Below are 11,789 nucleotides of genomic sequence, written 5' to 3'. Positions count from 1 at the left end.
CGAGGTGCTCGGCCTCGACGGGCCGGTGCTGCTCGACGCGGACGGGCTGCGGCTGGCCGAACGGGACGCGGTGCGCGGGCGTACGGCACCGACGCTGATGACCCCTCATGCCGGGGAGGCGGCCGCCCTGCTGGGAGTACGGCGCGAGGAGGTAGAGGGGGCCCGGCTGGCGGCGGTGCGGGAGCTGGCGGCGGTGTACCGGGCGACCGTGCTGCTCAAGGGGTCCACGACGCTGGTGGCCGACGCCGCGGGTGGGGCGGCGCGGGTGAACGCCACGGGGACGTCCTGGCTGGCCACGGCGGGCAGCGGGGACGTGCTGTCGGGGCTCGCCGGGTCGCTGCTGGCGGCGGGGCTCACGGCGCTGGACGCGGGCAGTGCGGCCGCGTATCTGCACGGGCTGGCCGGGAGGTTCGCGGCACGGGGGGCGCCGATCGGGGCGCACGACATCGCCGCGAGGCTGCCGTCGGCCTGGCGGGACGTCCACGCACCTGCCCACCCGGCTCGGTAGGCCGTACCCGGGTCCACCCCTCGGGTGACCCCGCCCGCGCGGCATCACCGATCCAGCGGGACCGCGCGTTTGGCTGATCGCATGATCAGCAGACGAAGGGCGTCCCGGGGCGTCGCGGTGCTGCTCGCCACCGTGACCGCCCTGCCGGCGGTCGGGACGGGTACGGCCGCCGCCGCGGCCCCGCGGTCGGCGAGGACCGTCAAGAGCACTCCCGTACCCTCCATCCCCCGCACCGAACCGGAACTCGTCCCCGGTGAGGCCCCCGCCCCCGGTCAGCAGTGGCAGATCGACACGCCCGACCAGGTGTTGGCGCCGACGGTCTACACGCCGACCCCCCGCGAGGACTCCATCGAGCCGGGGAAGGCGTCGGAGGGGGCGTACGACCTCATCGAGTACGTGCCGCTCTCCGACGCCGTCGGCAAGGTGCCGTGCAGCAAGCAGACCGGGCCGTATCAGCGGCAGGTGGAGCGGTGGCTGAAGCTGAAGGCGGACGGCAGACAGTCCGCCGCCGACTGCAGGGCCATCCGCGCCTTCCAGCTCACGTACGGGATCAAGCCCGCGATCGGCTTCGCCGGGCCCGTCACCTGGTCGACCATGATGCTGGTCTCGGCCCGGAAGGACCCCAACGCGGACGGGAAGTGCCCGGTGCGTTCGTACCGGGTCGCCTGTGTCGATCTGAACCGGCAGCTCACCTGGGTACAGCAGGGCTCCGAGGTGGAGTTCGGACCGGTGCCGATGCGCAGCGGGCGCAAGGGGCACGTCACCCGCAAGGGCTGGCACACCGTCTACTGGCGGCACAAGAACCACGTGTCGACCCTGTACAACCAGCCCATGCCCTATGCCCAGTTCTTCGACGGCGGCGAGGCCTTCCACGCCGTCTACGGCAGCATCTACACCACCGTCGGCTCCTGGGGCTGTGTCAATCTGAAGCTGGGCGACGCGCGCACGCTGTGGGGCGTGCTGAGGAAGGGCGACCACGTCTACGTGTGGGGGCGCCGGCCCGGTACCTGAGACTGTGACCGGGGCCCGCGGGGCCCTCTGAGAGACTGGGGGCGCCATGAGTGAGACAGCAACTGTGCCGACCGCCCCCCTGCGCGCCCGTGCCGAGATCGATCTGGGTGCCCTGCGCGCCAATGTGCGGACCCTGCGCGCCCGGACGTCGGGCGCGGCCCTGATGGCCGTCGTCAAGTCCGACGGGTACGGCCACGGCGCGGTGCCGTGCGCCCGCGCGGCCCTCGCGGCGGGGGCCGACTGGCTCGGCACGGCCACGCCCGAGGAGGCCCTCGCGCTGCGCGCGGCCGGACTGCCGGGCCGGATGCTGTGCTGGCTGTGGGTGCCCGGCGGGCCCTGGCGGCAGGCGATCGAGGCCGACATCGACGTGTCGGTGAGCGGGATGTGGGCGCTGCGGGAGGTCGTCGCGGCGGCCCGCGAGGCGGGGCGCACCGCGCGCGTGCAGCTCAAGGCGGACACCGGGCTCGGGCGCAACGGCTGCCAGCCCGGCCCGGACTGGACCGAGCTGGTCGGCGCGGCCCTGCGCGCCGAGGCCGAGGGGCTCGTCCGGGTCACCGGACTGTGGTCGCACTTCGCCTGCGCCGACGAGCCCGGACATCCGTCCATCGCCGCCCAGCTCGACCGCTTCCGGGAGATGCTCGCGTACGCCGAGGGCCAGGGCGTGCGCCCCGAGGTGCGGCACCTCGCCAACTCGCCCGCCACGCTCACCCTGCCCGAGACCCACTTCGACCTGGTCCGCACCGGTATCGCCGTCTACGGCATCTCGCCCAGCCCGGAGCTGGGCACTCCGGCCGACTTCGGCCTGCGTCCGGTGATGACGCTCAGCGCCTCGCTGGCGCTGGTCAAGCACGTCCCCGGCGGCCACGGTGTCAGCTACGGCCACCACTACGTCACGCCCGGCGAGACCACCCTCGGTCTCGTCCCGGTCGGCTACGCGGACGGCATCCCCCGGCATGCCTCCGGCAGCGGCCCCGTGCTGGTCGACGGCAAGTGGCGTACGGTCGCCGGGCGGGTCGCCATGGACCAGTTCGTGGTGGACCTCGGCGGGGACGAGCCGCCGGTGGGCAGCGAGGCCGTGCTGTTCGGGCCCGGTGACCGCGGCGAGCCCACCGCCGAGGACTGGGCGCAGGCCTGCGGCACGATCGCATACGAAATCGTCACGCGCATCGGAACCCGGGTTCCCCGCGTCTATGTGAACGAGGAAGAAAACGGGTGACCGGTCATCGGGTCGCCGCTTTGGGAGCGGCACGGTGACGTCGGCGAACTGCGGGACGGCGAAGAGGAGCGGTACGTGAGCGAGAGCAGCGCGGAGGCCGTGGCGGACGTCGTCGCCTCGGCGGCCGCGGCCTCCGCCGCGGGGGCGGCCGGCGGCTGGCGCCGGGCGACCGGCATCGCCGGCGCCGCGATAGGCGTCCTCGCCGCGGGCGCGGCGGCCGGGGTGGCCGTGGAGCGGATGACGGTGGGGCGCGGGATGCGCCGCAAGGCCCGGCTGGCCCTGGACTCCGCGGGGCCCTACGGCACCCTGCGCGGCACCGCGGGCAAGGCGTACGCCGAGGACGGCACCGAGCTGTACTACGAGGTCGACGAGGTCGAGCCGGATCCGGGGCCGAACGTCTCCCCGCGCCGGCGCCGGCTCTTCGGCCGCAAGGCGCCCGCCCCGGTCACCGTCGTCTTCAGCCACGGCTACTGCCTCAACCAGGACGCCTGGCACTTCCAGCGCGCGGCCCTGCGCGGGGTCGTACGGACCGTGCACTGGGACCAGCGCAGCCATGGACGCTCCGGGCGGGGCGTGGCCCAGACCCGGGACCGGGTGCCGGTCACCATCGACCAGCTCGGCGGCGATCTGAAGGCCGTGCTCGACGCCGCCGCGCCCGAGGGGCCGATCGTGCTGGTCGGGCACTCGATGGGCGGGATGACCGTGATGGCCCTGGCCGCCCGGCACCCGGAGCTGATCCGGGACCGGGTCGTCGCCACCGCCTTCGTCGGCACGTCCTCGGGGCGGCTCGGCGAGGTCAACTTCGGGCTGCCCCTGGCCGGTGTGAACGCGGTGCGCCGGATCCTGCCGGGCGTGCTCAAGGCGCTGGGACAGCAGGCGGAGCTGGTCGAGAAGGGCCGGCGGGCCACCGCCGATCTGTTCGCCGGGATCATCAAGCGCTACTCGTTCGCGACCCGGGACGTCGACCCGGCCGTCGAGCGGTTCGCGGAGCGGATGATCGAGTCCACGCCGATCGACGTGGTCGCCGAGTTCTACCCGGCCTTCACCGACCACGACAAGACCGAGGCCCTCGTCTGCTTCCGGGACATGCCCGTGCTGGTGCTGGCCGGGGTGCGGGACCTGGTCACGCCCAGCGAGCACAGCGAGGTCATCGGCGATCTGCTGCCGGAGGCCGAGCTGGTGCTCGTGCCGGACGCCGGGCACCTGGTGATGCTGGAGCACCCGGAAGTGGTCACCGACCGTCTCGCCGACCTGCTCACCCGCGCGGGCGCGGTGCCGGCAGGGGCTACCGTAAGTGGCTATGGAACGACCGGCAGCACCAGCAGCACCGCACAGCCCGGCTGAGACCCGGCTGACGATCACCTCGCCCGAGCAGATGCGGGAGCTGGGCCGCCGCCTGGCCAAGCTGCTGCGCGCGGGTGACCTGGTGATGCTCAGCGGGGAGCTCGGCGCGGGCAAGACCACGCTGACCCGCGGGCTCGGCGAGGGCCTGGGCGTGCGCGGCGCGGTCACCTCGCCGACCTTCGTGATCGCCCGGGTGCACCCCTCCCTCGGCGACGGCCCGCCCCTGGTCCACGTCGACGCCTACCGGCTCGGCGGCGGTCTGGACGAGATGGAGGACCTGGACCTGGACGTCTCGCTGAGCGACTCCGTGATCGTCGTGGAGTGGGGCGAGGGCAAGGTCGAGGAGCTGACCGAGGACCGGCTCCAGGTCGTCATCCACCGGGCCGTCGGCGACACCACCGACGAGGTGCGGCACGTGACGCTGACCGGGCTGGGCGGGCGCTGGTCCGAGGCCGGGCTGGAGACGCTCTCCGCCTGACCGGCAGGAGGATTCCGACAGTCCGTCGGCAAGATATTGCGCAGGACGTCCCGGGCGTGGTCCCATGGTACCCAGCCCGTAGTTAGGTGTACCTAACTACGCCCGCCCCCCGCACGTCAGGAGGCGTCCATGACCGCAACCACCCCCACCGGGGTCTCCATGCGCGACCTCTTGGCGTCGTGCGCGGCAGCGGACGCGATCTCGAGACCGCCGAGGGTCGAGGAGCGCCCCGAAGCGGTGCGGGACCGTGCTGAACACACGGCTGCCGCCGCGTGCGCGCGAGCGGCCGCTACGGAGCCGCGGGCGAACGACGGCCCGTCGCGGCACCCCGCGGAGCGACCCGCCGCCTAACGGATCACGACGACCTTCACCCCGATCGTCGCGAACTTCCACATCTCCTCGCCGTCCACCCGGTTCTCCCGGATGCCGCCGGTCCTCATGTTCGGATCGGCCGGAGCCTGCGCGGCAGCCCCCACCGCCGCGCTGAAGCCGATCGCCAGCCCGTCGGCGCTGGCGAACCGCACGACGTGCTCGATGGGTGCGCCGTCGGTGCCGGTGATCGCGCTGGAGCGGGAGGTGACCCAGTACGTGCCGGGCAGCGGGTCGATGGTGCCCGGGGTCACCATGAAGGTGCGCACCACCCCGTACGGGTGGTCGACCAGCCAGACCCGGTCGTCGTCCAGGGAGTACACGACCCGTTCGCCCGCGCCGGAGTCGCTCGGCAGGGCCGTCGGGTGGCGGCGGTCCCGGGGTGCCTTGCTGGCGGTGACCGAGGGCGACGCGCTCGCTCCGGGCCGGCCGGCCGGGCTCGCCGGCGCGGTGGCCTGGGCCTGGTAGGCGAGGAAGCCGACGGCGCCGACGGCCACCGCGGTGAGGCCGGCCACGATTCCCGAGCTCGTCCCTGCCACGTGCCCACCTCTGTCTAGTGCGATATGTCGTACTTCGTACAGACCGTAGCAGCCGGTGACCGTCCGACCCGGACGGCGCTGCCCGGGGCTCGGGCGCCGTAGGCTGTTCGCGTGCTCTTGCTCGCTCTGGATACCGCCACCCCCGCCGTCACCGTCGCGCTGCACGACGGGACCGGCGTCATCGCCTCGTCGAGCCAGGTGGACGCGCGCCGGCACGGAGAGCTGCTGCTGCCGGCCGTCGACTGGGTGCTCGCCGAAGCCGGGCTGAAGCTGGAGGCGGTCACCGCGATCGCCGTCGGCATCGGACCCGGTCCCTACACCGGTCTGCGCGTCGGTCTGATGACCGCCGACACCTTCGGCCTGGCGCTCGGCGTCCCGGTGCACGGCGTGTGCACGCTGGACGGCCTCGCCTACGCCGCCGACATCGAGAAGGGTCCCTTCGTCGTGGCGACCGACGCCCGGCGCAAGGAGGTCTACTGGGCGACGTACGCCGACTCCCGCACCCGGCTCACCGGCCCGGCCGTGGACCGGCCGGCCGACATCGCCGAGCGGGTCGCGGGTCTGCCCGCGGTCGGCGCCGGCGCGCTGCTCTACCCGGACACGTTCCCGAGCGCCCACGAGCCCGAGCACGTCTCCGCCGCCGCCCTCGCCTCCCTCGCCGTGGAGCGGCTCGCCGCCGGCGAGGAACTGCCGGCCCCCCGGCCGCTGTATCTGCGCCGCCCGGACGCCCAGGTCCCCAAGAACTACAAGGTGGTCACACCGAAGTGACCGTGCGACTGCGCGAGATGCGCTGGTGGGACATCGACCAGATCCTGGTGCTGGAGAAGGACCTGTTCCCCGAGGACGCCTGGTCCCGGGGCATGTTCTGGTCCGAGCTGGCCCACGCCCGGGGTGCCGAGGCGACCCGGCGCTATCTGACCGCCGAGGAGGAGGGCCGGATCGTCGGGTACGCCGGCCTCGTCTCCTCCGGCGACCAGGCCGATGTACAGACCATCGCCGTGGCCCGCGATCACCAGGGCACCGGCCTCGGCGGGCGGCTGCTGACCGAGCTGCTGCGCGCGGCCACCGACTTCGAGTGCCACGAGGTGCTGCTGGAGTGCCGGGTGGACAACGTCAGCGCCCAGAGGCTCTACGAGCGTTTCGGCTTCGAACCCATCGGCTTCAGACGGGGCTACTACCAGCCGGGCAATGTGGACGCCCTGGTCATGCGCCTGATCACCAACCAAGCGACCGAAGAGAAGAACCATGGCTGACTCACGCGACGAGCCACTCGTTCTCGGCATCGAGACCTCCTGCGACGAGACCGGCGTCGGCATCGTCCGCGGCACCACCCTGCTGGCGGACGCCATCGCCTCCAGCGTCGACGAGCACGCCCGGTTCGGCGGTGTCGTCCCGGAGGTGGCGTCCCGTGCGCACCTGGAGGCGATGGTCCCCACCATCGACCGCGCGCTGAAGGAGGCGGGCGTCTGCGCGAAGGACCTCGACGGCATCGCGGTGACCGCGGGCCCCGGTCTCGCGGGCGCGCTGCTCGTCGGCGTCTCGGCGGCCAAGGCGTACGCCTACGCCCTCGGCAAGCCCCTGTACGGCGTCAACCACCTCGCCTCCCACATCTGCGTCGACCAGCTGGAGCACGGCCCGCTGCCCGAGCCGACGATGGCCCTGCTGGTCAGCGGCGGCCACTCGTCCCTGCTGCTGTCCTCGGACATCACCTCCGACGTGCGGCCGATGGGCTCGACCATCGACGACGCGGCCGGCGAGGCCTTCGACAAGATCGCCCGCGTGCTGAACCTGGGCTTCCCCGGCGGCCCGGTCATCGACCGGTACGCGCGCGAGGGCGACGCGAAGGCGATCGCCTTCCCGCGCGGCCTGACCGGCCCGCGCGACCCCGCCTACGACTTCTCCTTCTCCGGCCTGAAGACGTCCGTGGCCCGCTGGATCGAGGCCAGGCGCGCGGCCGGCGAGGAGGTCCCGGTCCGTGACGTGGCCGCCTCCTTCCAGGAGGCCGTCGTCGACGTCCTCACCCGCAAGGCCGTCCGGGCCTGCAAGGACGAGGGCGTCGACCACCTGATGATCGGCGGCGGTGTCGCGGCCAACTCCCGGCTGCGCGTTCTCGCCCAGGAGCGCTGCGAGGCGGCCGGCATCCGGCTGCGCGTCCCGCGCCCCAAGCTGTGCACGGACAACGGCGCCATGGTGGCCGCGCTGGGCGCCGAGATGGTCGCCCGCAACCGGGCCGCGTCCAGCTGGGACCTGTCGGCCGACTCCTCCCTGCCGGTGACCGACCCGCACGTGCCCGGCCACGACCATGTGCACGAGGTCAGCAAGGAGAACCTGTACTCGTGACGGTCGCGCTGATGTGGGAGGCCCGGGCCGCCGCGGGCCGGGGCGAGGAGCTGCTCGCCTGGGTGCGCGAACAGCCGCTCGCCGCCGAGCCCTTGCGGCGGGAGGTGCTCCGCGCGCCGCAGGACCGGGTGCTGGTCATCACGTGGTGGGCCGCCTCGTACGACGCCGAACTGCCCGAGCTGCCCGAGCCGGACGGGGAGTTGGTGACCCGGGCCGTACACCGCTGGCGGTTCGAGTCGGTGGCCGACGGCTGAGGGTTTGGCGGGCCCGGCCGCAGTGCGCTATGATCATCACACAGCGAACGGCCGGAACAACGGCCCGGACGCAGTGCGTTGGTGGTCCAAGGAAAGACGCCCCGCTTCCTGCGGGGAAATGCAGGTGCAAGGCCTGCCCGGCGCTCCACACGAAACCCGTCCCGGACATCCGGGACGGGTTTCGCCGTTGTGGCCGGGGCCGCTCAGCGTGCCTCCTCCAGGACCTCGCAGTGCAGCCGCCGTTCCGCCCCCACCACCCGCAACGGCCCGGTCAGCCGGAGCCGGGCCCGGTGCCGTACGTCCGTGCTCGACGCGGCCACCCGCAGCTCCAGCGCGCCCGGTTCCACCACCCTCGCTCCCGTGCGGTCCGTGAAGGACGACAGGTCCGCGTGGAAGCGGAAGGTCAGCCGGCGCGACGCGCCGGGGGCCAGCTCCAGCCGGCGGTAGCCGATCAGGCGTACGTCGGGCCGGGGCACGCTCGCCACCGGGTCGTGCAGATACAGCTGGACGACCTCGGCGCCCGCCCGGTCCCCGGTGTTGCGGACGGTGAGCGAGAGGTCGTACGAGCCGTCCGTCGCGATCTCGGCCTCGGGGCCGTCGGTGTCCTCGAGGTCCTCCCATGCGAACGTCGTGTACGAGCGGCCGTGCCCGAACGGGTACAGCGGGGTCGGATCCAGGCTGCTGACGTCGGCGGCCAGGCCCAGCGGGGGCTGGAGATAGGTCCAGGGCTGGCCGCCGGGCAGGCGGGGCACCCTCACCGGGAGCCGGCCGGAGGGGTTCACCCGGCCGGACAGCACCCCGGCCACCGCCGGACCGCCCTCCTCGCCCGGGAAGAAGGCCTGCACCACCGCGCCGAGCCTGCCCCGCCAGCGTCCCAGGGCGTACGGCCGGCCGGTGAGGAGGACCAGCACCACCGGGACGCCCGTCGCCACCAGTGTGTCCAGCAACTCGGTCTGGACGCCGGGGAGTCGGAGATCGGCGACGTCGCAGCCCTCCCCGGAGGTGCCCCGGCCGAACAGGCCCGCCCGGTCGCCGAGCACCGCCACGCACACGTCCGCCTCGGCCGCCCGGCCCACCGCCTCCGCGAAGCCCCCGGTGCCGGGGCCGTCGACCCCGCAGCCCTCGGCGAACGTGACCTTGGCGTCCGGGAGTTCGGCACGCAGGGACTCAAGGAGCGTCGGGATCTCGATGCCCGGCGGCGGCTCGGGATGGTGGGTGAGGACGTGCGAGGGGAAGGAGTAGCAGCCGAGCATGGCGAGCGCGTCCGCCGCACGCGGGCCCACGACCGCGATCCGGGTGTCCGGGCCGAGCGGCAGCAGACCGTCGGAGTGGTCCAGCAGGACCACTCCGACGGTCTGCTGCCGGGCCAGGGCGCGGTTGTGGGCCGAGTCCAGGTCGGCCGTCCCCTCCGGCTCCGCCGGCCAGTCCTCGTCCAGCAGCCCCAGCTCGCACTTCTGCGTCAGCACCCGGCGGGCCGCGCGGTCCACCAGCCACTGAGGTACGCGGCCCTCGCGCACGGCGGTCACGAGCGGGGTGCCGTAGCACTTCAGGGTCGGCAGCTCGACGTCGATGCCCGCCGCCAGCGCCGGCTCGGCCGCCTCCGCCTCGTCCGCCGCGACCTGGTGCAGCGTCTGCAGGAAGCCGATGCCGAAATAGTCGGCGACCACCGTGCCGGTGAAGCCCCACTCCTCGCGCAGCAGACCGGTCAGCAGACCCGGGTCGGCGGAGGCGGGCACGCCGTCCGTCTCGGTGTAGGCCGCCATCACCGAGCGGGCCCCGTCCTCGCGCAGCGCCATCTCGAAGGGGGGAGGGTGATGTCCGCGAACTCCCTTACGCCCGCCCGGACCGGAGCCAGGTTCCGCGCGCCGGCCGAGGACGCGTACCCGGCGAAGTGCTTGAGCGTGGCCACGACCCCGGCTGGCTCCAGCCTGCGTACGTAGGTCGTGCCGATGGTGCCGACCAGGTACGGGTCCTCGCCGATCGTCTCCTCGACCCGTCCCCAGCGCGGGTCGCGGACGACGTCCAGGACGGGGGCGAGACCCTGGTGGACGCCGCAGGCCCGCAGGTCGTGGCCGATGCGCCGGCCCATCTCCTCGACCAGCGCCGGGTCGAAGGCCGCGCCCGAGGCGAGCGGCACCGGGTAGGCCGTCGCGCGCCAAGCGGTGAACCCGGCCAGGCACTCCTCGTGCGCGACGGCGGGAATGCCGAAGGGCCGGCCGCCGTGGTCCGGCGCTGGGCCCGGGCGAGGGCCTGTGCGGCGAGGGCCGGCTCCACCGGGGCGGTGCCGAAGGAGCGGGTCAGCTGGCCGAGGCCGAGGGCGATCAGTTCGTCCCAGTCGTAGTCGGCGGTCATCTCGCGCTGCAGGGGCGCGACCCCGTCGCCGTCCGTGGCGGCGCCCACCCACACGCCGTACAGCTGGGCGGCCTTCTCCTCCAGGGGCATCCGGGAGAGCAGGTCGGCCACGCGGGCGTCGGCGGGCAGGGCGGGGTCGTGCCAAGGAGCGATGGTCATGGGACTCCCGTCGCGCTCACGAATGTTTCGGCATTAATCTCGAATGTTCCGGGAACTATGGCGCACACGGGCCTTCGTCAAGAGGTGCTGCGGGGATACGATCGCGGGCATGAAACCTTCGAAGCCCACAGAAACCCAGACGGCGACCCTCGCCGAAATCGCCCGTGAGGCCGGGGTGTCCGCTCCGACTGTTTCGAAGGTCCTCAACGGCCGCGCCGATGTCGCCCCGGCCACCCGCACCCGTGTCGAGGAACTGCTGCGCGCCTACGGCTACCGGCGCCGGCGCGCCGAGGCGTCCCGCTCCCCGCTGATCGACCTGGTCTTCCACGAGCTGGAGAGCGCCTGGGCGATGGAGGTCATCCGGGGCGTGGAGAACGTGGCCCGGGACGCCGGGCTGAGCGTCGTGCTCTCCGAGTCGGCGGGCCGCCTCACCCCGGGCCGTACCTGGGCCGACCAGGTCGCCGCGCGCCGGCCGCACGGGGTGGTGCTGGTGCTGTCCGGGCTCGACGAGTCCCAGCGGGCGCTGCTGACCAGCCGGTCCATCCCGTTCGTGGTGATGGACCCGGCCGGCGACCCGGGCCCGGACGTGCCCTCCATCGGCGCGACCAACTGGCAGGGCGGCCTGGCCGCCACCCGCCACCTGGTCGAACTCGGCCACACCCGGATCGGCGCGATCAGCGGCCCGTCCCGGATGATGTGCAGCCGCGCCCGGGTCGACGGCTACCGGGCCGCGCTGGAGACGGCCGGCCTGCCCGTCGACCCCTCGCTGATCGTGGGCGGCGACTTCCACCACGACGCCGGCTACCGTCTCGGCCTGGAGCTGCTCGGCCGCCCCGACCGGCCCACCGCCGTCTTCGCGGGCAACGACCTCCAGGCGCTCGGCCTGTACGAGGCTGCCCGTGAACTGGGCCTGCGCATCCCGGAGGACCTCAGTGTGGTCGGCTTCGACGATCTGCCGGTGGCCCGCTGGGTGGGCCCGCCGCTGACGACCGTACGGCAGCCGCTGACCGAGATGGCCGAGGCGGCGGCCCGGCTGGTGCTGGAGCTGGGGCGCGAGCGGGAGGAGCGGGCGGCGACCCGGGTGGAGCTGGCGACCAGTCTGGTGGTGCGCAGCAGCACGGCGGCGCCGTGACGGGCGGGGCGGGCGCCCCCACTCTTCTCTGAAGTCAATCGGCACTTTGGTCGAAACTTTCGAACATCCCGGGTCTCGATGGTGACG

General features: G+C 73.6%; 12 protein-coding genes and 1 pseudogene. 10 read left to right on the top strand and 3 right to left on the bottom strand.

What is annotated here, in order from left to right; all coding sequences use genetic code 11:
- The 5 genes from ADK64_RS33165 to tsaE all read left to right on the top strand — a co-directional run.
- On the top strand, positions 1 to 508 hold a 508-nt coding region (locus ADK64_RS33165; RefSeq protein WP_199829777.1), incomplete at its 5' end, for an ADP-dependent NAD(P)H-hydrate dehydratase.
- An 81-nt stretch (positions 509 to 589) separates the two neighbouring features.
- Positions 590 to 1,519: a L,D-transpeptidase family protein gene (locus ADK64_RS33160; protein ID WP_053665202.1), complete on the top strand. Its 930-nt coding sequence runs from the start codon at positions 590 to 592 to the stop codon at positions 1,517 to 1,519.
- 46 nt (positions 1,520 to 1,565) lie between these two features.
- Positions 1,566 to 2,735, top strand: a complete 1,170-nt coding sequence (gene alr, locus ADK64_RS33155) for an alanine racemase (protein ID WP_053665200.1) — start codon at positions 1,566 to 1,568, stop codon at positions 2,733 to 2,735.
- A gap of 75 nt (positions 2,736 to 2,810) precedes the next feature.
- Entirely contained in the window at positions 2,811 to 4,079 is a 1,269-nt protein-coding gene (locus tag ADK64_RS33150) for an alpha/beta fold hydrolase (RefSeq protein WP_053665198.1), read from the top strand.
- Positions 4,036 to 4,557 carry a tRNA (adenosine(37)-N6)-threonylcarbamoyltransferase complex ATPase subunit type 1 TsaE gene (gene tsaE / locus ADK64_RS33145; RefSeq protein WP_053665195.1) on the top strand — a complete coding sequence of 174 codons (522 nt, stop codon included), beginning with the start codon at positions 4,036 to 4,038 and terminating at the stop codon, positions 4,555 to 4,557. The genes ADK64_RS33150 and tsaE overlap by 44 nt, the downstream gene beginning before the upstream one ends.
- Positions 4,558 to 4,904: 347 nt before the next feature.
- On the opposite strand, the gene ADK64_RS33135 is transcribed toward tsaE, so the two are convergent.
- Positions 4,905 to 5,465: a hypothetical protein gene (locus tag ADK64_RS33135; RefSeq protein WP_053665191.1), complete on the bottom strand. Its 561-nt coding sequence runs from the start codon at positions 5,463 to 5,465 to the stop codon at positions 4,905 to 4,907.
- 111 nt (positions 5,466 to 5,576) lie between these two features.
- Here ADK64_RS33135 and tsaB point away from each other — a divergent pair, with 111 nt between their 5' ends.
- The 4 genes from tsaB to ADK64_RS33115 are packed head-to-tail and all read left to right on the top strand — an operon-like array spanning position 5,577 to position 8,059.
- Complete coding sequence (tsaB, locus tag ADK64_RS33130) at positions 5,577 to 6,233, top strand: tRNA (adenosine(37)-N6)-threonylcarbamoyltransferase complex dimerization subunit type 1 TsaB (protein WP_053665189.1); 657 nt, start codon at positions 5,577 to 5,579, stop codon at positions 6,231 to 6,233.
- A gap of 17 nt (positions 6,234 to 6,250) precedes the next feature.
- Complete coding sequence (rimI, locus tag ADK64_RS33125; RefSeq protein ID WP_053665212.1) at positions 6,251 to 6,718, top strand: ribosomal protein S18-alanine N-acetyltransferase; 468 nt, start codon at positions 6,251 to 6,253, stop codon at positions 6,716 to 6,718.
- Complete coding sequence (gene tsaD, locus ADK64_RS33120) at positions 6,711 to 7,805, top strand: tRNA (adenosine(37)-N6)-threonylcarbamoyltransferase complex transferase subunit TsaD (protein ID WP_053665187.1); 1,095 nt, start codon at positions 6,711 to 6,713, stop codon at positions 7,803 to 7,805. Before rimI ends, tsaD begins: the two co-directional genes overlap by 8 nt.
- The gene (locus ADK64_RS33115; RefSeq protein ID WP_053665185.1) at positions 7,802 to 8,059 is read left to right on the top strand and encodes a hypothetical protein; all 258 of its coding nucleotides are present in this window, start codon (positions 7,802 to 7,804) and stop codon (positions 8,057 to 8,059) included. Before tsaD ends, ADK64_RS33115 begins: the two co-directional genes overlap by 4 nt.
- Positions 8,060 to 8,262: 203 nt before the next feature.
- Here the strand turns inward: ADK64_RS33115 and ADK64_RS47840 are convergent, their stop codons facing one another.
- A complete protein-coding gene (locus ADK64_RS47840; protein WP_234384802.1) occupies positions 8,263 to 8,535 on the bottom strand; it encodes a fibronectin type III-like domain-contianing protein in 273 nt (90 codons plus the stop codon).
- A 216-nt stretch (positions 8,536 to 8,751) separates the two neighbouring features.
- Positions 8,752 to 10,463 (bottom strand): annotated as a pseudogene (locus ADK64_RS33110) (glycoside hydrolase family 3 protein); the annotation flags it as partial.
- Between the two features lie 216 nt (positions 10,464 to 10,679).
- Here ADK64_RS33110 and ADK64_RS33105 point away from each other — a divergent pair.
- Positions 10,680 to 11,702: a LacI family DNA-binding transcriptional regulator gene (locus ADK64_RS33105; RefSeq protein WP_053665183.1), complete on the top strand. Its 1,023-nt coding sequence runs from the start codon at positions 10,680 to 10,682 to the stop codon at positions 11,700 to 11,702.
- The last annotated feature ends 87 nt before the right edge of the window (positions 11,703 to 11,789 follow it).

It is taken from the genome of Streptomyces sp. MMG1121, from assembly GCF_001280015.1.
In the GTDB taxonomy this organism is placed as follows: domain Bacteria; phylum Actinomycetota; class Actinomycetes; order Streptomycetales; family Streptomycetaceae; genus Streptomyces.
The sequence above is the reverse complement of the archived record's forward strand: the minus strand, read 5'-3'. Positions and strand labels throughout refer to the sequence as shown.